This is a genomic window from Chryseobacterium sp. G0201 (genome assembly GCF_003815655.1).
Lineage (GTDB): Bacteria > Bacteroidota > Bacteroidia > Flavobacteriales > Weeksellaceae > Chryseobacterium.
Genome location: NZ_CP033917.1, coordinates 1,232,123 through 1,253,693 on the forward strand (window position 1 = coordinate 1,232,123; position 21,571 = coordinate 1,253,693).

Here is a 21,571-nt window from a genome sequence, read left to right on the forward strand (position 1 = left end):
AAAGGTTCAAACATGATTCCTCAGAACTTTAAAGACATATTATCCAATACCGAAAATGCAGGCTTGTATCAAACATTGGCACTGATATTCTTTATGATGTTCTTCGTAGCCTTAGTAATATATGTTTTTAGCAGACCTAAAAAATATTACAAAGAAGAAGAAGAGGCACCACTTGGGGATGATGAAGACGATTTTAATTTAAAAAATTAAACTATTTATTATGAAACAAAGGACACCGGTCGTTGTAAACATTCTAATAATAATTGGACTTTTAATAGTTTTTTATTATTTGTTTGTACAGAGCTACTCGTTTTTAGCTTCACCATATTTCTGGGGTACTGTTGTGATAGGTGCTATTTTGGCTTATATCCACAGTTCTATTGGAGATTTAATTGAAAATAATAAATTCAAAAAACTATCTGCAGAAGAAAAAGCAGCTTATTTAGCAGAAAAGAAAGTTCCTTTCTTAAAGAGAATGTATGAAAGTGCATTCAAGAAACAATCTGCTACAGAAGAAAAAGATATCCTTATTGACCATGGTTTCGACGGGATCATGGAGTTGGATAACCAATTACCAAAATGGTGGGTAGGTTTATTCTATTTTGGGACTGCTTTTTGTATTGTATATATTGCAGCTTACTCTTTCACTGATTTTGCTCACCCAATAAGTGAATATGAAAAAGAATATAAAGAGCAGATCGCAAGTATCGCTGAATACGAGAAAAGTCAGCCTCCTGTAACTATTGAAACAGCAAAATATTCTGCTGATAATATTGCAGATGGTAAAGAGCTTTTCAAAACCAACTGTGCGTCATGTCACAAGGAAGATGGTAGTGGTGGTATCGGTCCAAACTTGACGGATAACTACTGGATCAACCAGCCAGAGAAAACTTTATTTAAAAACGTTTTCCATATGGACTGGAATGGTTCTCCTACTAATCCTGCGATGAGAGCATTCGGTAAAAACGGTGAAGTTTCCGGAGCCGAGATTGAGAAGATTGCAGCGTATGTATATCACATCAATCAAGAGCAACCGCCAGTAACACCAGCTCAGGGTGGAGCAGCTCCTCAGGGAACAGAAGCTCATTGGGAAAAAGAATAATTTAAAATTAAATTTTAAAACATATGAAAAAACATAATTTGTTATTAGATTAAAAAATAGTAACGAATTATGTTTTTCTTTTTTTAAACATATTACAAAATGTCAGAAATAGAAGAAACAGAAGTACGCGGCGGACAGGGACAGGTTCTGGACCCTGAGACTTACAGAGATTCTATAGGGACAATGGAGCGATCCGGAAAAAGAAAATGGGTCTTTCCGAGGAAGCCTAAAGGTAAATTTACCAACTATAGAGATCTTGTAAGCTATACCCTATTGGTTATTTATTTTGCAGTGCCATTCATTAAGATCAATGGTAATCCATTCTTTTTATTTAACGTTATTGATAGAGAGTTTTACATCATCGGACAGCCTTTCTATCCACAAGACTTTTTCATTCTTACTTTAGGTGCCATCGCATCTTTAATATTTATCATCATTTTTACGATTGCGTTCGGAAGAATTTTCTGCGGGTGGATATGCCCTCAGACAATTTTTATGGAATCGATTTTCCGTAAAATTGAATATCTTATTGAAGGTGACCGAAACAGGCAAATGAAGCTTGACAGACAAGAGTGGAACACCGAAAAGATTTGGAAAAGAAGCTTAAAATGGACGGTTTACATGATTATTTCCCTAATCATCACTCACTTTATGCTTATGTATATTGTTGGGTATCAGGAAATATTTAAAATTATCTCTGAAGGACCGTTTGCACATCCTACCAATTTCATTGTAATGGTTCTTTTTACTTCAGCATTTTACTTTGTATTTGCGTGGTTCAGAGAACAGGTTTGTACGTTGGTTTGTCCATACGGAAGATTGCAGGGAGTTTTAATTGATAAAGATACGATCAACGTTTTCTACGATTTTAACCGTGGAGAAAACAGATCTAAATGGAGAAAAGGTGAAGACAGAAAAGCTGCCGGAAAAGGAGACTGTATCGACTGTCATCAATGCGTTGTCGTTTGCCCTACAGGAATCGACATCAGAGACGGGCAACAGTTGGAATGTATCAACTGTACAGCTTGTATCGATGCCTGTGATGAAGTAATGGATAAAGTTGGTCTTCCAAGAGGATTGATCAGATATGCTTCTGAAAACGAAATTGAGCAAGGAACAGAATTTAAATTTACTGGAAGAATGAAAGGCTTTGCGGTCGTTCTCGCTTTATTGGTTGGTTTCTTAGGGTTTTTACTTTACAACCGTGGAGAGATGGAAGCCAAATTCATCAAGCCTGCAGGTAGCACATTCTTTGTAAGAGACGGAAAAATTACCAATACTTATAATTATACTTTCTTAAATAAAACTAACGATAAGAAAATTGTAACGATAAAAGTAATCGAACCAAAACATGGCGAAATCATCTACAGTGCATCAAGCAAAATTACTGTAGACAGAGATAAAATGTCAAAAGGAACGATCAATATCAGTTTCCCGGAAAATGATATGAAACTTTCAAAACAAAACATCACGATCGGAGTGTATGATATGAAAGGAAAATTGATCGATTCTTATCAAACCTATTTTGAAGGACCATTTAAGTTACAGTTTTAAATTTTAACAATGAAATAGCCCTCATTTGGAATAAACACAAAATGAGAACATAATTTCAGATGACCTTTAAAAAATAATAAAATTTACATAATGAAAAACTTTAGTTGGGGACACGGTGTTGTAATTGCATTATTTGCATTCATAGTTTTTATTTTATCGATGTTATTTCTTTTCCCGAACGGGCAGAAAAACTCTGAAATGGTAACCGATAATTATTATGAAGAAGAATTAAAATACCAGGATGTAATTGATGCGAAGAAAAAAGCTGACGACTTACAGGAAAAACCTACATATAAACAAGATACAAACGGAATTAAAATAGTTTTCCCGAAAGATTATGATAATTCTAACACAACGGTAAAATTTGTTTTAAACAGAACCGATGACCAGAATTTAGACATCAAAAAATCTGAACAGCTGGATGCAAATCAATCTATTCTAATTCCGGGAAAAGTATTAAAACCAGGAAATTATACTTTGAGATTGATGTGGACGAAAGACAAAACAGACTACAGAATGGATTATGATGTGATATGGAAATAGCACTTATTTTATCGGCTATCGGCTTAGGTTTCGCTTCCGGATTTCACTGTATCGGAATGTGCGGACCTATTGCCCTATCGATGGGATTAACAAAAAAGCAGGCTACCAATTATTATCTTCAAAATTTGACATACCAATTTGGAAGAATTTCCACCTATGCTCTTCTGGGAGCGGTTTTAGGAATTATTGGACAAGGTTTTGAGATGGCCGGTTTTCAACAATATTTAACAATAGCCGTCGGTATTTTATTGATCGTAATGGCGATATTTTCTTTTGGAGGAAAAGATTTTGCTTCGAAAATTCCTTTCTTTTCTAAATTTTTATTTAAAGTTAAATCCAATTTAGGAAGATTGCTACAAAAAGCAGATTATCGCTCAAGATTTACAACAGGGATCCTTAATGGCTTTTTACCTTGCGGAATGGTTTATATGGCTCTTACAGCAAGCTTGGCAAGCGGAGGAATATGGCAAGGAGCGTCATATATGGCTTTATTTGGCTTGGGAACACTTCCATTCATGTTTGCGGTAGTTCTTGTCGGAAACTTGATGAATCAGGCTTTTAGAGTGAAGGTTTTAAAAGTAATTCCTGTAGTGATGATTGTTTTAGGAGGATTATTTATCGTAAGAGGTCTGGAATTAGGAATACCTTACATTTCACCAAGAGCCGAAGCAATGACCATTTCCAAAGATAATCAGGGCGATTGCCATTTACCCGGAGATCACAGCACCCATCAGCACAACACAGTAAACTGTCATTAATTATAACTAAAACCATGAGACAAACTCTATTTTTACTTTTAATCAGTCTTTTTGTACTGCAGTCTTGCACGATCAATTCTGAAATCGTTTATCATAAAGATGCGGCATCAACTATGCTGACTGATATTGATATGAAGGAATTCATCAAAGAAATGAAAGCCATGACTCCCGATTCTCTACAAAACAAAAAAGAGTTTGGAGATATGGATAAACTTCCCACGACATGGACGAGCATTTATGAACTAGAAAAAAAGGAAGGAAAAAATACAAAAGATCCCGACTCTTTACGAATCATGAAGAAAATTTTCATGAAATCTACCCGAGAAAATAATGATCCTGTAGGTTTTTCATTAAAATTAGACCATTTCACACAAACTGATTACAAAGCTTTAAATAATTTCACCAAACAGGAAACACTTCCTTTAGAACAAAATATTTATAACATTTGGGACGGTAAAACCTTGACGATCGATACGAATAATTTTAATCTAAAAAGCCTTAAGGAAGCACTATCAAAACAATCTCCGGACGGACAATCTAAAGAAGGAGACGACGGAAAAATTGAAGGAATGATGATGATGTTTTTCAAAAAAATTGAAACTACTTTAAAATTTGAAGGCAAAATAAAATCAATTACAGGAAAACACGATTGGCTGAAAAAAGTTGACGATCATTCTGTAAAAATAGAATATGACCTAAAATCGATGTTTGATAAAGGCGAAAAACTCCAAAACGAAGACAAAAAAATAATCATCGTTACCGAATAAAACAAAACCACCGAAAATTTCGGTGGTTTTTTATTTTAGATTAAAACTATGTCAGTTTAATTAATTACATCAAATCTTGCATATTCGGCAACCTTTTTAGGAAGCTTAATACCTTCTTCAGTTTGATTATTCTCAAGCAAAGCAGCCATAATTCTTGGTAAAGCCATTGCAGAACCATTTAAAGTGTGAACTAATTGAGATTTACCATCCGTTTTGTAACGACATTTCAAACGATTCGCCTGAAAAGTTTCAAAATTAGAAACTGAACTTACTTCAAGCCACATTTCCTGAGCAGCACTCCAAACTTCAAAATCGTAAGTCATTGCAGACGCAAAACCTGTATCTCCACCACAAAGTCTCAACACTCTGTAAGGAAGTTCAAGATCCGTTAAGATCTCTTTGATATGCTCAACCATTTCTTCCAAAACAGCATAAGAATTTTCAGGTTTTTCAAGTCTTACAATTTCTACTTTTTCGAATTGGTGAAGACGGTTCAGACCTCTTACGTGAGCCCCATAACTTCCCGCTTCTCTTCTGTAACATTGAGAAAATGCTGTATTTTTAATCGGAAGATCTTTTTCTTCCAACAAAACATCACGATACAAATTCGTAACCGGAACTTCCGCTGTCGGGATTAAATATAAATCATCCGCTTGAATATAGTACATCTGCCCTTCTTTATCTGGCAACTGGCCTGTTCCGTATCCTGAAGCTTCATTTACAACGTGAGGCGGATTAACTTCCAAATATCCCTTCTCAACATTTTTATCTAAGAAATATTGAACCAAAGCTCTCTGCAACCTCGCCCCTTTTCCTAAATAAACAGGGAAACCGGCACCGGCAATTTTAACGCCTAATTCAAAATCGATCAAATTATATTTTTTAGCCAGTTCCCAGTGAGGAATTGCTCCTTCACCAAGACCTTCTACATCGTGAGATTGATAAATAATTTCGTTATCATCTGCAGACGCTCCGCTTTTTACCAATTCATTCGGAATGTTCGGAAGTTGGTATAAAATATCTAATAAAGCCTTTTCTTTGATTTCTAACTGAGATTTCAATTCTGAGCTCGACTCTTTGTATTGTGCTGTTTTAGATTTTGCAGATTCTGCTTCTTCTTTTTTACCTTCTTTCATCAATAATCCAATCTCTTTGGAGATCTTGTTGATTTCTGAAAGTTGAGAATCTAATTCAAATTGGATTTTCTTTCTTTCGTCGTCAGTAGCAATAGCATCATCTACCAACTCAAGATTTTTGAATTGTCTTTTTTTCAGACCTTCTAAAACGCGTTCTTTATTGTCGCGCAAAAAATTGACTTGTAACATTGTATTTAGATGTTAGTTATTAGAATGTTAGACATAGATTATCTAACAGTTGTGCAAATTTAAAAATTATTTTATGATCGTAACTACGTTTGGAACATTTGGTTGTTTCGTAAATCTTAAGGTATCATTATAATATACTTTCGAAACTTCAAAAACAGTAGGAGTCGAACGGTATTGAATCTCTAATTTTTCCTGAATCGTATCTATCGGTATATTATTTACTGATTTTCTTAGCGAAACAGTGATAACCGAATGATACGTTTTATTATTTGGATCTAAAGTGTCCAGCCCTATTCTTTTTGCTCCTGCAATATATTCAATATAAAAAAGCGAATCAGAAGTCATTTTGAGTGAACTGGTTACCGGTGCAGTATCCGAATCCCCAAAATTATCGTTCATTGAATAGGTGTAGACAGAACTATCTTTCTTATTATGAAATAAGTCCCTTCCAGAACTATTTTTCATGTAAATATTTAATATTTGATCTATTTTTTGAATATCATCTTCACCACCTCTACAACTTAGAAGTGCAAAAAATACGACCAATATTCCGAAAATAACATTTTTCATTTCAACAAAGATAATAAAGATTTGTAATTAAGAAAGTTTCCGCAGGTATAATAAGAAAAATACCATGTAAGAAAATCCTGAAATAAGTAACGTAGAAGTCATCGCAATTCCCATCCCAACAACTCCGTACGTCGGAATTAAAAGAGAGGATATTCCGTATAAAATAAGAAGTGAAGCCACGCTAATCCACGTATTGATCTCGATTTTTCCTACTGCGGGCAGTAAATTGCCGTAAAGGTTTCGGGTAAGCATCCCAACATTAAAACCTATGAGTAAAATCATTAATAAAGTTCCATTTTCAACATACGCTTTCCCGAAAAAAAACTGTAGAATATATTCATCAAAAAAGAAAAAGAAAATAAATATTCCTGCACAGATCGGTAAAAATATTTTATGAAAATTGACAACATACGAGCTGAGAAATTTCTTATTCCTATAATTTTTTGAAAGTATCGGAAAATCACTCTGTAAAAAACTCACCGCCAGAAATGTAATATTGGAAGGAATTAAAATCGCCACTCTGTAATTGGCAACGGCAGTTTCATTCATTAAAAACCCGAGCAGCAGAATATCTAAAGAAAACAATGTCTCAGAAATAAGCGATGTTGCAGCCGTAAATGCTCCGTAACGCCACATTTCTTTATAATTTTTCGGGATAAATTTTCGGGATAAATAAATATCTTTTTTAAGCCAAAACAAGGCTAAATAAGGCGTAATCGTAATCGCAATAAGATATCCGTAGAATTTAAAAAAATAAGTGCAGATAAATATTAATAGTAATCCTCCAATATTGACAACATTATTGATTCTTGCAAACGTTTGGTTCTTCCCTGTAATTCTATAAAAAGCCTGAATATGATTGACAAAATAATATCCTCCGAGTCTTATTGCGCAAAAAACAAAAATGAGAAAAATGTCTTCATATTTATTAAAATAGAATATTGAAGCTCCTAAAAACAAGATAATTAATATAATTTCAAATAAAATTCCTTTGAAAAAAAAATAGGATGATATTTTGAGCTTTTCATTTTCGTCAGATGAAATAGAACCGAATCTCATTAAACTCTGACCGCTTCCAAAACCTGTAAATGGCAAAAAAATCGTCAAAACCGAGAGAACGATACTCAATACTCCGAATTCGTTTTCAGGAAGCAGCCTGATAATCAATAAAGAACCGATGAAACCGCAGATCTTGGCAATCAGGAAAGATAAGAAAACGTAATGTCCACTATTATTAAAAAAACTTCTTAAAAAATCTTTCAGACTTTTCACGACAGCTTGTTTTTAGCAATAACTTCATTATAAATCTCAGTAAATTGTTTCGCAATAGACTCTCTTGAATAGCCGTTTACAGAGAATTGTCTGATCTCAGATTCATTTTTAAAAGAATATTCCTGCTTACAGATTTTTTCTAAAACGCTGTAAAGTTGATCTGTATTGTTTTTTTCGATTCCGATTCCCAAACCGTCAATAATAAACTCGGCAGCTCCTCCAACCTTTGTTGAGATCACAGGTTTTCCGCAGGCGTACGACTCTAAAATTACACAACCTTGAGTTTCATTTTCACTGAATAAGATGAAATAATCTGAATTTTGCATTTTTTCTGCAACTTCAGCGTAACTAATTGCATCAAAAACTTTTATATAATTTTCAGCATTCAAATCTTTAACCAAATTGATCAAAGATTCAGTTTCACCATCGCCCCCTATTTCCAAACTCACCTTAAATCCGTTTTGATGTAACAAATGAATAGTATTAATGATATCTTTTGGTCTTTTACGTGGAATTAAGCTTGATACATGAAGAAATTTGCTTTCAGATTTTTCGGCTTTAGATTTAACAGTAAAAAGTTCGGTATCAACAACATTTGAAATTACTTTCATTGGAGTTTCAATTCCTAATTGTTTTAAACTGTCTTTTAAGTTATAACTTACGGGCAAAATATAACCCGCATTTTTAGAGATATACTTTGCAATTCGTTTAATATTATTGGAAGTTTTGTCAAGATTTTGCTCCTGTAAAGCCGTCCAATGCTCTGTAACAACAAATGGAATTTTATATTTTTTCTTCAAATACACAGCAAACAGCATATTGTTATGAAGAACGCTGGCATGAACCAAATCTGGCTTTTGCATCTTGGAAAATCCCATTTTGTAGGCTTTCATTCGCCTGAAGAAATTCAGAACCGGATTGGCGGAATTTTTATAATAAATAATCAATGTTCTGATGCTATTTATTATTTTATCATCAAAAATAAATTCTTCTTTTTGGTTGATATCTCCGATTGTATGCAGTATTTCCACATCATGTAACAATGCAGCAGCTTCTGCGTGACGCTGCACAAAATTACCGTTAGTAGGCTCCAGTTTGTTCGGGAACCATGAGGAAATAAAAAGTATTTTCAATAGAAATTATTTTATAGAAGCAGCCCAGCTTTTATCGATCGGCAAAAGAAAATGACCTAGGAAATCAAGATATGTGTTTTTTGAAAAATCAAAAACCTCAATGTCTCTAGACAATTCCCCGTTTCTCAATTTTGTTTTAAAATCGATCAATTTTAAGGTTTTAATCTCTCCATTTTCTACAAAACTAGCCTTCATTCTGTCGAATAGACCTAATTGATACTTTTCATCAATCTCTCTCATGATCTTGCCCAGCGCATCGATACTACATCCGGAAGCCATTTCTTTCTCCTCATCCACACAAACCACGATAAACTGATTTTTCTCGATCTTAAAAGATGATGAAAGCGGTTTTCCATGTGCAGCCCAAGTTGTCAGAAAATCATACAATTTTTCAGTAACTGTCTTTGCTTCCTTCGTTGTGAAAGGTCTTGATGCCGGATATATAATAACTCTATAGTCGTTAGCTTCTACGATACTTGATTCTTCAATCTTCATTTTAGATGATTTTTAAAGTATAAAATTACGATTTTTTCTTCAAATACTAAGAGTTGTACCTTATTGCAATCTATCTGAATTATTGAATAAACTCAAAAACAGCGTTATAAGAATTTTCGTTTTGACTGAGTACTTTTGTTTTGGTATAGCCTTTTTCTGTGAGTAATTGGATTAATTCTTTTTCGCTGCGGTTTGAAGCTTTGAGGGCGATATTGTTTATTTCTATTATGATTTTTGGTCTGATGTCAGTTAATATCTTTTCCATCCCTTTTAAAGCTAAATATTCGGCTCCTTCGATGTCTATTTTTATTAAATCAATATTCGAAATTTCCTTTTCTTTTACATAATCATCCAGACTAATACTTTCAACTTTTTCCTTTGATGTGTATTCCTGAAGATAAGAAGATGCCATCCCAACATTATCATAGGTTTCGTTGTAAAGAATCTCAATAAAACCCTTCTGATCAGAAATTGCCAAATGCACTAGTATAATATTTTTAAAATCATTTATTCTAATATGATTCTTAAATTGATCATAATTCGGTTGAAAAGCTTCAAATGAATAAATTTTGCCTTTATCTTTAATAATTTTGGATGCATTAAGTGAAAACAATCCAATATTTCCTCCAATGTCAATAAAAGTATCGCCTTCTTTTAACGTTTTATATAAAAAATCGATTTCATCTTTTTCATACTCTCCCAAGAAGTAAATTTGTTGTTGAATCCAATCATCAAGATTAATATTGAGCTTGATAGAATTTCTATAAACGATTGTCTTTTTTACATTTCGAAAAAGATGATAAGGCTTAAAAATATATTTATGGAACGCAAAATATTTCTGCCTGAAAAAATTAAAGCTTAAAATAAATCTAAAAAATGAAGCCAGAATACTTCTCATATTGATTTTCTATGTTCTTGCAAGATACAATTTTGAATTAAAAACAAAAAACTCAAGAATCTTTGATTCGTATTTTCTTAAGTCTTCAACTGTATTTTAATTGTAATATGTAGAGAACCGCTACGATATCGTAACGGTTCTTTCTATGTGATAGCTCAAAGTCACAGACTTTGCGCAGCGGGGGGAGTTGAAAATGTCCATCCATTTTATGCGTCATGTGGTTCAATCCGGCAACAAATCCTATAGTTAATATTCATAAATACCATTTGCCCAAACTCTATCATACTTAGGAACTTTTCTTCTGCTTTCCTCTTTAACAATAATATCTTTCAACTTAGGACTCAGCTTAATAAAAAGTGTTTCATCTTCTAAATATTCTTCAAGATAAGCATGAATTATCCAGATATAATCAGATTCGTTTTTTATATAGTACTTAATTTCTATTAGGTCTATATCTCTTTCAGGATATTCTAGTTTTTGAGTAATTCTTTTAATTTCCGAAGAATCCTTTACTAAATCATTCTGTTTAAGATATTTAAACATCTCTTCTTTTGATAGTCTGAATATTTCAGATTCTGTTTGCGGTTCATTGCTACACGAAAATAATACGAATAGCAATAATATTGATATTATTCTCATTTGATTTTAATAATATTAGTATATTGGATATTAAAAGGTCTCGGCCCATATATAATGCCCCCCATTAAATATCGCTGAAGGATTTCGAATATGTAATAATCCGGCTGCTGCAGTAAATGTATTTCTTGCAACAACGCCACCAATCAAAGCACCCTGCCAGAAGTTTCCTCCAGTATTAACCAGAAATGGCATTATTCCCAACCATTTTTATTGTGAATATAATATTTATAAAATTCATCATTTATATCAATAAAATACTCTGCTTCGTCATCTCTAGAAAACCAAATAATAACACTATCCTTATTAATTAATCTATAATATTTTAAAACATAGTGTTTATGCAGCACCGTATCATTAGATTTAGACCTAATATAATATATTGATTTAAATTCTGTCGTGTCTATTTTATGTTTAGTAAAATAATCACTACTTGTTTTTTCTAAATTATTTTTGATCAGTGTATCTTTATTACAAGAATAAAGAAATAACAGGAATATATAGTATGTGAATATCTTTTTCATTATTTACCTATTTTAAACATTCCCTTATATCTTATGGTAAAAGGACTTCCTCCAACATATGTTGCTGTAGGAATCATTAACATTCCTTTTGGGGAACTATATATATTCATCCCATTAAGAACCTGACCTCCGAAAGTAGCTATATTTCTTTTGAAGCCATCGACAGAGAGCCATTCATTATTTTTCATTTCAAAGTCATATCTTCCACATCTACATCCCGTTTCCCCATCCATTGCCATTTGATAATACCCTGGTTTCCCAGTCACAGGTTCAATAGTTACAGTACCATGAACTAAAGCATCATCAGTATTTGCTTGATTTCTTCCATCTAATCGTACTCTATATGTGCCATTACCTACTGGTTGCTTTAAATCGGAATTTGACCAATCTATCGTACTTGCATCTACATCTACAGTTCCACCTTTTCTAGATTGCCACCTTGCTTTTGCGTCTTTAAATTTATACTTCTTTCTTGGTGGATCACCATTACCGTCTCCATCCCCCGATCCGTCATCCATGTGCATCAAGTGGTTTAAACCTGCAACAACCCCTCCAATTAAAGCACCTTGCCAGAAGTTTCCTCCTGTAAGCGCTGATCCAAAACCACCTGCCAAAGACCCAAAAGCAATGGTTCCCAGCGCAGTATTGGCAGCTTCTTTAGCAGCCACCCCAAAAGAAGAACTTCATAGACGAAGTAATGCTTAACCATTTTAATGATATTGAAAAACTCGATCCTGAAAATAAAAAACCGGCTCTCTGTCGTAGAGGGTTTTATACAAGCTCTGAAATTTAAAAATATTGCTGCACTGTAAAAAATATCCCCCCGAAGATTTTCGGGGGATGATTTTATAATACTGAGATTATATTAAGGATTTCAGACTCTGATAGAGTTTCTAAGCCTGATTTATTATTCAAATATTCTTCAATAATTTTTTTTGAATTACTTATTCCAGAAAATCCATCTTTTTTAAGTTCCCAATCTGTTGAAACAAAATTCCAAAAATCAAAATCTATATCTAAAAGCTCTCTGTCTTTATCTAAAAAAAAATTATATAAAGATTCTTCAATATTCACATTAGATTGTTTCTTATAAAAGAGAGTGATAATCGCAATATATTTTTTTTTCAGTTCTCCGCCTAAAAGAATATTATTGCAAATAAGACTAAGCTTACTTAAGAACTCTTTATTCTCTATATTTTCCGAATAAATTACATCATAATAATCTATTTCTTCCTTATGAGTCGATAATTTTTGTTGTACGAATTTGATTATTTCTTCTCTTCTTACCAAAGAGCAAACATACAAATCGTATAAAAGTTTACTTTCCATTTCTTTTTATTTAAACACTCCCGGACCTTGGTGAAAAATTGTCCTTTTCCACGGATTAATACCTGTACTAAAGGTTTGATTTCCTATTGTATGGTTAAAATAAACTGTATTATAATTTTTTATTCCGAAAGTTCCTTTTCGGAAAATTTCTTTTTGAACAAAAGCAGTTCCTCTATGTGCTGCATCAAATTGACCATGTCCAAATCCTCGAATACTTGGTGTTGTCAGTCGTGGGTGTAATTTAAATATATTATTATAGGTTCTTGATAATAAATATTTCGCTCCTACCCCTAGTCCTTTTAACAAAGAAACACCACTAAATTCAAGTGCTGCTGCACCCAAACCCTCACTTACTGAAAGACCCGTTCCTTCCGTATGGAGTCTTAAGCCGTAGATAGAATAATCAGCACTCATATTATCCCCAGCTTCAAGAACAGTTACAGATTTACTTCCGATTAATTTTCCTTTTACATCATATAAATAATCGGTTGTATCACCTCCCTTTTTTCCTCCTGTTGCTGTAATAGTACCATCTGCATTTCTCCTAAATTCATCGTCATTATCAGTTGTCTGCATGTCATCCATGTGCATCACGTGGTTTAAACCTGCAACAACCCCTCCAATCAAAGCACCTTGCCAGAAGTTTCCTCCTGTAAGCGCTGATCCAAAACCACCTGCCAAAGACCCAAAAGCAATGGTTCCCAGCGCAGTATTGGCAGCTTCTTTAGCAGCCACCCCAAAAGCCGAAGCACCTAAACTCCCCAATGCTCCTGAAACAAATGCCTGACCAAAACTACCGCCCTGCACTAAAGATAAAGTGCCTTGTGCTACGGCATGTAGACCTGCCTGGACAAAAGCCGTTCCCATCGTTCCCAGCTGATCTGCAAAATGGGTAGCAGCTACAGCAGCAGTACCCGCTCCGGAAGTAAAAATACTTCCTATCCCAAAAGTAACCGCCCCCGAGACCGCCCCAAAAAAGGTAGATTTGAGCAGACCTAAAAAGGTAATGCTTTGCCCGGTCATCAAATTTACCATTACATAGCTTGCCACTCCTATGATAGCTCCAACAACCATAGCGGATACCAAAGGTATCAATCCAAATATTTCCCCACTCGGGTCATTATACATCAACGGATTGTTCATCACGTACCCATATTTATTATAAATCTGAGTATTATAAGGATCCTGTATGTTTTCATCGGCATTTAAGAATCTTCTTAACAGCGGATCATACAATCTTCCGTTCATGTGTATGATGCCTACTTCTGCAAAATGTTCATGACTTGTGTAGCCTCTTTCTACTAATAACGAAGTAGTATCAATTATATTTTTATCTGTAATAATGGGTCCGTTACTTATCTGTAGGTGAGTGAAGTTACCCCATGCATCAAAATGTCTCTGCTCAAGCTTATTTCCAGCTTCATCACTTATTGCTAAAATACTTCCTATATAGTCTTTATGTAAAAATTTATACGATCCTGTAGATTCATCATAATTTTTAAGATAAATAATGTTGCTTTCATAAGGATTTCCTCCAATGTATAAAACGTGTTTCTCTTTTCCCGTAACATTATCTTTTACAACTTCAAAACTTCCGTCTTCACTGTAAAATTTGGTAAATTTACCGTCTCCATCGATACTAAAATTACCTCCATACGTCACTCTCTGTCTCATGCTCGTTAAGCCATATTGGAAAGCAACATCGCCCTTCATTCCGTCTATGAATACCGGATCGTTGTTTTCATTGTAAGCAATACTTTGAATGAGATCATTGTTATAATTCTGGGTTCCTGCTGCGTTCAGGGTCATTCCTGTTGGCTGGTAGATTTTAGTGGAGTTTTCATACTTCATTGTTCCCACCTGATCATTTTCCATGATTCTACCTTTAACGTCATAAACGTTTCTGTTGGTGGATGGTTTGATTCCCGTTACAGGATTCGTCCAGTTGACCAAACGGTTGTTATCGTCATAATCAAATGATTCTACAATATTAAAATCACCTCCTGTTGTTCTGCTCTTGAGTTCATTTTTAACAGCATCAAATGAGTAGGAGAGTTGAAGAATGCTTGGTTTTACTGCGGAAGAATGGTTGACATTTGTTAAGAAACCGTTGGCATCGTAGGTATTGTTGATATTCGCAGCTCCTAATTTAGCTCTCAACACCTGACCTTTAGCATTAGTCTCCTGAAGTTCCCACAATACCTTACCTGAGTTTTTATCTTTTACCTGGTACAATTCTCCGTTCCAGGCACTGTAGACATTTTCTACCTGAACTTTAGTAAGGGTGCCGGAAGAATATAATTGTTTTTCGTAAGAAATTACCCTCGCCTTATCGTCATAAGTGATACCTTTCTGCATGAAGTATTTTCCGTTGCTACTTTCTGAAGAAGACAACATTCTTCCCTGCGGATCGTATACCACATTGGAACTGTATGCTTTCCCTTTAGATGTTCCGGATTTTGATGTTACTCTACCTTTATCATCGTAAGCATAAGAAATCGTTTTATTGGTTGCCTGTCCGCCATCTGTTGTTGAAATTTCCTTTTGGGAAATTAACTGTCCTAAGTTATTATAGGCAAATTCTTTAGTTCCTTTCGGACTGATAATTTTCTTAGGTTGTCCAAATCCATCATATTCGTATTTGTATAACCCGTTGGAAGGATCATTGAATTCTGATTTCCTCCCCCAAGAATCGTATTTTGTAGTGACAATATTTTCTGCATACTGTGCTTTGATCTGTTCTCCGGCTGCATTGTAGGCGAATTGAATCGTTCCCCCTTTATCTGTGCTAGAAACTACGTTTCCTAAGGCATCGGTGGTTTTGGAATTGGTTCTCCCATATCCGTTGAGCTCTTTTACTGTCGTTATATTGCCTGAAACATTAGTTTCCATTTGTTTCCCACTAAATGAAGTAGCGGTTACTTTAGCGGGAAATACTGAATCGTCATAAGCAATAACATTCCACTGATTGGCTGATTGCCCTTCAAAATAAGGCTCAGATTCTTTGAGTTTTCTGCCTATTGCATCATATTGGGTTTCCTGAGATACAAATTGCCCTTGTCCGAAAGCTTTTGTTGAAGATTTATAATTTTGTCCTAATGTATTGGTATACTTTTTAGATACATCACCGTCTGAATCATATTGGGTAAGAATGACATTGGATTGACTATCTTTTTCGTACGTGTAGGTGGTAGTACCCCCAAGGTTAGTTTTAGATTTCAGGAGCTTACCCCAGTTATCATAAGTGTTAGTGAGTGTATTTCCTAAAGGATCGGTTTGTTTCTCAATCAGCCCCCAATCATTATAGATAATGTTTGTGATAAGACCTAAATTATCACTTTTTTTAACAACAAATCGTCCTTTTGAATCATATTTACTTGTTGTGGTCTGGGTTTGAGAATCAATGCTGTTGCTGATTATTTTTCCCGTAATATTTCCAAATCCATCATAATTATAGGTTTCCTGTAAATAACCTGTATTATCACGATTCCATGTTTTTAGTGTTTTTAAAAGATTGTCTTCATAAACATATTCCTCTTTGGCGGATTTCGTGTCACCATAAGCCTGTACCATATCTGTTTTAGACTTAGGACGACCTACAAAATAACCTGCCCCTGTTCCTGATAGATTATGAAAATATTCAAAGGTAGAAGTCGTTATGGCATATCCGTTATTCACATTGGATATGCTTTGTGCCGGGAGATAATAGTCTCCGTATGTAAGTGTATTATTGGTAATACTATTGGTTAAAAAGTCTTTTGTTTTGGTAGAAACAGGAAGAATCGCCGTGACAATTTTCGGTTTGTCCAAATCAGCTACAGTAGACACTATCTGACCGTTTAAGAGTTTATTGGTTTGATAGTTGGTCGATTTAAAGCTCAATAGCTGTGTATTATTCTCTGAAATATCCGTTGGGAATATTTTGTTTTCATCATTGGTTCTGATAGACCATTCTTTGATTGGAACTGCCTCATTCAGTGGATCCATTTCTGCTCCAGCCCATATTTTTGTATTTTCAAAACCGTTGGCATACCAAGAGGAACGGGCGGTTTGGCGGAAACCGATCATACCCTTACCCTGAAAGTGGGTAAGAAGACCTCTATATTTGAAATCCTGAATAAGCATGTTATTAGAACGCCATTGGGTAAGCCGCTCAACCACTGATGATAATGGAACTCGGTCTAATTCATAATATGGAAATTGTTCTTTTTTAACTGCCCGATAAGTATTAAAATAAGGATTAAGCTCTCGATACGTAATATCGGTTGATATTTCCCCTTGTCTTATATTGACGATTCTCGAAATTAATGGAAGATAAGGATAATTATAGTGCAGCACATAGTTCTTATCACATTCTGAACCGACACAGTCAACAGGCTTTCCTGTTAAAATTATTTGCTGATTATCTCTGTTTAAGGTTAAAATACTGAAAGGGATTACTTTTTCATTATATACCTTCAACCAATATTTCGTTCTATAGAAGTTTATATTACTATTCGTTTGAATTGAATTTGTATTTTCTATATTATATGGTTCAGGAGAACTTGTACCAAAAGGAAAAGGACCATTGATAATAGGATTATAAACAATACTTTTATCTGTTGACCCGACAAGCTTATTGACGGAATAAGCAGCCACACTCACATTCGTCCATTCCTGGTTGCGGTGTGCATTCCATGCGTGATCATAAACAAGAACGTTAGCCACTATGATTTCAGATTTCCCATCACCATCAAGGTCACTTACATTGTATTGGAAATATCGGCTCATACCATAGCCACATCCACCCTCAAAAGAAGTATTATGTACGCCAGATGTTAAACTTTCTTGATTACGAGAATAGAAAATAAAATTATTTAGGTAAAATTGATTGAGTTTCTTTCCATCCGAAACATATAAATTCCAATTATAGGATTTATCGGCTTGCGGAACCAAAACATCCATTTTACTGTCTCCATTGAAATCTCCATATAACGCACCATCTACTATGCCATTTAATATTTGTCCTGAAAAGTTCCCAATACTTACCTTCACATAATTTCCGGTAGGTTGTTTACGAAAATTATAAGCATTTGTAATCGTTCCGTCTGGTTTTATTTGGATAATGTCCTGTATCCCATCTCCATTCAAATCAGCAAACCGGTTATTTTTATTATTATCCCCTGAATTATTAATATTTACTCCTTCATCATATTTATAAGTACTGTTATTAATGTCTGTATTTTCATCAATATCCATTAAAAATGATGAATAGTACGTGAAAAAATCTATTGTTCCTCCACCAGGTTGTATAATGTTAATATCTGGGTCTTCTATCTCTATACCAGAAACAATATGATCTCCATACTCTACATTCGAGGAATTAATTTGAGGCTGTAAGTGAGGTAATTGAGAATCAACAGGCTCTGTCGTATCAGAATTGCTAAGATTAGAGATCGTATTAAGATATGCAGGACTTGTGCATCGGTTTCTTCTGCTAAATCCTATCATTAGCTCTGAAATTCCGTCTCCGTTATAGTCATAACTATCTAAATAACTTACATTGAGTGGCACTGATGCAACACATTCAGAACCACCGCTCAATTCCCCCCCCGGATTATATATACTATAAGGAATTACTTTTGAGTATTCGAAATTTAGTTTGCTATTTGAAATGTCTACCGAATATACCTGAAATTCATAATTGGGTTTCTTAGGATCTGCTGTCGTTATTTTATGTGGGATGACTATTCCAATACTGTTCTTAACAAAATTGTTCTTTTTAAAGGTAACAGTTGTTACTTTTGCAAACTCTGAAGAAGTGAATTTCGATGAATCGTATTGTAATGTAATAGGGTCAACATCTAAGTATACAGAATTTTTATATTTTATCACTCCATCGGAGACATATTCAATATAATCTGCGATTCCATCCATATTGAAATCAGCATATTTTTTGGTGTTGAAATTGGTAATGTTATACGGATAAGACGTTTCTTCATTTCCTGTTGGATTCGGTTCAAATGCGAATGTTATAGGATTCGCAGATTGATCATTAGCATTGTATTCGAATATTTTACTCACCAACTGGTAGCTTGTTCCATGATCACCATACTCTACAGCATATCTTTTAAATTGATTTTCGTTCGACTTTACTTTAATTTCTTTCAGTAATTTCTTCTGAATAAATTCAATCCCGTTTAAATAGTTAATCTCTTTTAAAGTTCTTTCATTAAAATAATTAAATTCAATTGTATTAAAATTAGATTTACTTAATACTTCATTTCCACCCCATTGGATAGAAGAAATTACAGCAACATTATCTGATTGTGTATAGTTATACGTTATATAATTTCCATGTGCATCTTTCCACTTTACAATATTGTATTCCACAGGAGTTCTAGCGGCACTATTTCCTGAAGCTGTACCGCCATACCAAGCCTGAGAACCATCTTCAAAAGTCACCTCCCAATATTCAGGTCCTTGCCATAATTGTCCTGCAATTGTTCCTATGGATTTTATTTTGACATTGGAATATTTTTCGGTAACATATTCTGCTCCATCTTTACCATATTCCCCCGATTTTAGGATTAATCTTTGACCATTAAAGCTGTAATAATCTGAGTAATCTAGCTGGATTCCCTTTACTCCTCCATCTTTATAAATATTTTTCCCAATCCTTGAGATTGCAGTGATTCCGGATAAATTCCAACCATATCCTGCGATTCCGTTTCCTGACCCGCTGGTATACACAAGATTCATTTGAGGAGCAACAGTTTTTACTCCCGGAGGCAAAGCAATGGGTAACGTAAATTGTAACTGTCCCGCTCCGTTGACTTCAATATTTCCTTTTGTATCATGAAACTTCTTGTCAGTTGTTTCGGTAGTTCCGGTTGGATTACCGGCTCCGGCTCCGGAATCAATAGGCCCTCCGCCCGGATTTTCTGTCGAAGGTCCTACTTTGGCAATAAATGGATTGGAAACATCGGACTTAGCATGAAATCCTTGAGTTAGTACCACACTCTGTGGATCCTGAACGGTCCTTGATGTACTTTCTGACTGATATAATATCGTTTGTGAATATCCTAATACTGAGATACAAGATATAATGAATGAATAGAAAATTTTCATATTCTCTGTGCTTAAATTAATGGATAATAGATCGGAGTTATCCTATCTTTTTGTAATGTTTTTACTGAAAATTCTTCCGTCTTTTAAGATAAATCGTACAACATATACACCCCACTCATAGCCGGACATATTGATCTTCAATTGTCTGTTAAGACTTGGAATATTTTGTTGCTGGAATTTCCAGTGAACTGTACTATGTTGGTAAAGAGAAACAGATTCGATCAAAGCATCTACTTCTTCAGTCCAGTCTATTGTAAGAAAATCATTGACAGGAACAGGATATAATCTAATTTGCTTCAAAAAAGATTTTTCGTCAATTAGTGTCTGAGGTTGAGACTGAACTACTGGTGTTACTTTAGATTCTGCTTTTGCAGGTTCCTCAGTATTTTTACCGTTAACATTGGTTCCTCTAAATCGTTGGTTTCCCGCTTCATCATATTTAAAATAAACTTCAGTTTGAGAAAAACCTAAAAAACCTATAAACAATGAGAATATAGAAAATAGTTTTGTTTTCATTTGTTCTTTGGTTTTTAGTGTTTAGTGTTTAGAAGTTGTTGAACCTGCTCTTTCAGCTTCTTAAGGTCTTCGGATTGCTTTTCTAACTTTTCAATTTTTTCAAATTGAGATTTTATCTGCTTATTCTGTTCAATTGAATAAAGAGTAAGTTCTTCAATTTTCTCAAGAAGCTTGGCATCCATTTCACCCAAATTAATACCATTCTTCACAACTTCATCAGCTGATGGGATGTTTGGTAAATGGCCTTTTTCCTGAATATGCTTTTCTACTTCTTCTAAAGAATTAAGATTATACTCTTTTTTGAATACATAATCTGCCCAAACATTGGCTTTAACTTCAACTTCCTTTGCAGTTATTTTGCCTTCGAATTTTGCGGTTGCATTGTTGAAAAATTTAACCCATGTACCATGTAAGCCATCATTGATCCCAATATAAGTGGAGCCGTCATTAGCATTATCAGGAATAGAAAGTATTATATTATGACTAGCCCCTAGATTTCTTAAAACAGTATCTCCTGGTATAGCGCCAGAAGCTGCACAACCATTACAAGCCGATTTTGAAATTTCGAAGCGTCCAAATGGGTTGGCAAGCTCAATAGTTGGAATAAAGTCTCTATAAACCCTTAGCGTAGAAGTATTAGTTATTACAGGGTCAATATTCCCTCCAATCCTTACATTGCCATCAGGTAATACACGTAATCCCTCTGCATTATTAGCTTTGAGAATTAAAGCCTGACTATCTGTTGTTCCTACGAAATTATTTGAGGGACTAGTTCCTGAATTTCCCGTTGTATTCCAAGTTTGTGAAAATGTAAGAGTAGATAGCAGAATAGCTGCAATCAGTAATGATTTTTTCATAATTGTGTTTTTTAAATATTTTTGCAAAGCTAATATTATTTTCCTTAATTAAATATTTTTTTAAAAATACTTTAGTTCAATATGTTACATACTGTTTTATCTAAATAAAACACTTGTAAAATAAATCATACTTATTTAAAAAATTAAGAAAAAAATTTCATATTTAATTTTATATTATTATT

Annotated in this window: 20 protein-coding genes; 6 read left to right on the forward strand and 14 right to left on the reverse strand. The window is 34.2% G+C overall.

All coding sequences use genetic code 11. The features are described 5' to 3' along the window. Positions 1 to 12 precede the first annotated feature (12 nt). From EG348_RS05445 to EG348_RS05470, 6 genes are all read left to right on the forward strand, one after another. Positions 13 to 210 carry a cbb3-type cytochrome c oxidase subunit 3 gene (locus tag EG348_RS05445; protein ID WP_123981361.1) on the forward strand — a complete coding sequence of 66 codons (198 nt, stop codon included), beginning with the start codon at positions 13 to 15 and terminating at the stop codon, positions 208 to 210. Positions 211 to 220: 10 nt separating this feature from the next. Next, entirely contained in the window at positions 221 to 1,102 is an 882-nt protein-coding gene (locus EG348_RS05450; protein WP_123981363.1) for a cbb3-type cytochrome c oxidase N-terminal domain-containing protein, read from the forward strand. 99 nt (positions 1,103 to 1,201) lie between these two features. After that, on the forward strand, positions 1,202 to 2,656 hold the full coding sequence (gene ccoG / locus EG348_RS05455) for a cytochrome c oxidase accessory protein CcoG (protein ID WP_123981365.1): 1,455 nt from the start codon (positions 1,202 to 1,204) through the stop codon (positions 2,654 to 2,656). A gap of 90 nt (positions 2,657 to 2,746) precedes the next feature. Then, on the forward strand, positions 2,747 to 3,199 hold the full coding sequence (locus EG348_RS05460) for a FixH family protein (RefSeq protein ID WP_123981367.1): 453 nt from the start codon (positions 2,747 to 2,749) through the stop codon (positions 3,197 to 3,199). Further along, entirely contained in the window at positions 3,190 to 3,957 is a 768-nt protein-coding gene (locus EG348_RS05465; protein ID WP_123981369.1) for a sulfite exporter TauE/SafE family protein, read from the forward strand. The genes EG348_RS05460 and EG348_RS05465 overlap by 10 nt, the downstream gene beginning before the upstream one ends. A gap of 14 nt (positions 3,958 to 3,971) precedes the next feature. Continuing rightward, a complete protein-coding gene (locus tag EG348_RS05470; protein WP_123981371.1) occupies positions 3,972 to 4,724 on the forward strand; it encodes a hypothetical protein in 753 nt (250 codons plus the stop codon). Between the two features lie 56 nt (positions 4,725 to 4,780). On the opposite strand, the gene serS is transcribed toward EG348_RS05470, so the two are convergent. The 14 genes from serS to EG348_RS05535 all read right to left on the reverse strand — a co-directional run bounded on the left by serS (position 4,781) and on the right by EG348_RS05535 (position 21,389). Continuing rightward, entirely contained in the window at positions 4,781 to 6,049 is a 1,269-nt protein-coding gene (gene serS, locus EG348_RS05475) for a serine--tRNA ligase (RefSeq protein WP_123981373.1), read from the reverse strand. A 66-nt stretch (positions 6,050 to 6,115) separates the two neighbouring features. Next, entirely contained in the window at positions 6,116 to 6,619 is a 504-nt protein-coding gene (locus tag EG348_RS05480; RefSeq protein WP_123981375.1) for a hypothetical protein, read from the reverse strand. A gap of 27 nt (positions 6,620 to 6,646) precedes the next feature. Then, entirely contained in the window at positions 6,647 to 7,891 is a 1,245-nt protein-coding gene (locus EG348_RS05485) for an oligosaccharide flippase family protein (protein WP_123981377.1), read from the reverse strand. Further along, positions 7,888 to 9,024 (reverse strand): glycosyltransferase family 4 protein, encoded by a 1,137-nt coding sequence (locus EG348_RS05490; RefSeq protein WP_123981379.1) that lies wholly within the window; start codon positions 9,022 to 9,024, stop codon positions 7,888 to 7,890. The genes EG348_RS05485 and EG348_RS05490 overlap by 4 nt, the downstream gene beginning before the upstream one ends. A 6-nt stretch (positions 9,025 to 9,030) precedes the next feature. Continuing rightward, positions 9,031 to 9,519, reverse strand: coding sequence for a hypothetical protein (locus EG348_RS05495; protein WP_123981381.1), 489 nt, complete (start codon positions 9,517 to 9,519; stop codon positions 9,031 to 9,033). Positions 9,520 to 9,598: 79 nt separating this feature from the next. Further along, positions 9,599 to 10,417, reverse strand: a complete 819-nt coding sequence (locus EG348_RS05500) for an FkbM family methyltransferase (RefSeq protein ID WP_123981383.1) — start codon at positions 10,415 to 10,417, stop codon at positions 9,599 to 9,601. A gap of 246 nt (positions 10,418 to 10,663) precedes the next feature. Then, entirely contained in the window at positions 10,664 to 11,056 is a 393-nt protein-coding gene (locus tag EG348_RS05505; RefSeq protein ID WP_164463255.1) for a hypothetical protein, read from the reverse strand. Positions 11,057 to 11,086: 30 nt separating this feature from the next. Then, complete coding sequence (locus EG348_RS21635) at positions 11,087 to 11,248, reverse strand: hypothetical protein (RefSeq protein WP_164463256.1); 162 nt, start codon at positions 11,246 to 11,248, stop codon at positions 11,087 to 11,089. Beyond that, on the reverse strand, positions 11,248 to 11,577 hold the full coding sequence (locus EG348_RS05510; protein WP_123981387.1) for a hypothetical protein: 330 nt from the start codon (positions 11,575 to 11,577) through the stop codon (positions 11,248 to 11,250). Before EG348_RS05510 ends, EG348_RS21635 begins: the two co-directional genes overlap by 1 nt. After that, entirely contained in the window at positions 11,577 to 12,245 is a 669-nt protein-coding gene (locus EG348_RS05515) for a hypothetical protein (RefSeq protein ID WP_123981389.1), read from the reverse strand. The genes EG348_RS05510 and EG348_RS05515 overlap by 1 nt, the downstream gene beginning before the upstream one ends. A gap of 178 nt (positions 12,246 to 12,423) precedes the next feature. Then, the gene (locus EG348_RS05520; protein ID WP_123981391.1) at positions 12,424 to 12,906 is read right to left on the reverse strand and encodes a hypothetical protein; all 483 of its coding nucleotides are present in this window, start codon (positions 12,904 to 12,906) and stop codon (positions 12,424 to 12,426) included. A gap of 6 nt (positions 12,907 to 12,912) precedes the next feature. After that, positions 12,913 to 20,016: a SpvB/TcaC N-terminal domain-containing protein gene (locus tag EG348_RS05525; RefSeq protein WP_228414836.1), complete on the reverse strand. Its 7,104-nt coding sequence runs from the start codon at positions 20,014 to 20,016 to the stop codon at positions 12,913 to 12,915. 42 nt (positions 20,017 to 20,058) lie between these two features. After that, a complete protein-coding gene (locus EG348_RS05530) occupies positions 20,059 to 20,532 on the reverse strand; it encodes a hypothetical protein (protein WP_123981393.1) in 474 nt (157 codons plus the stop codon). 14 nt (positions 20,533 to 20,546) lie between these two features. Beyond that, positions 20,547 to 21,389, reverse strand: a complete 843-nt coding sequence (locus EG348_RS05535; RefSeq protein WP_123981395.1) for a cell wall anchor protein — start codon at positions 21,387 to 21,389, stop codon at positions 20,547 to 20,549. Between the last annotated feature and the right edge of the window lie 182 nt (positions 21,390 to 21,571).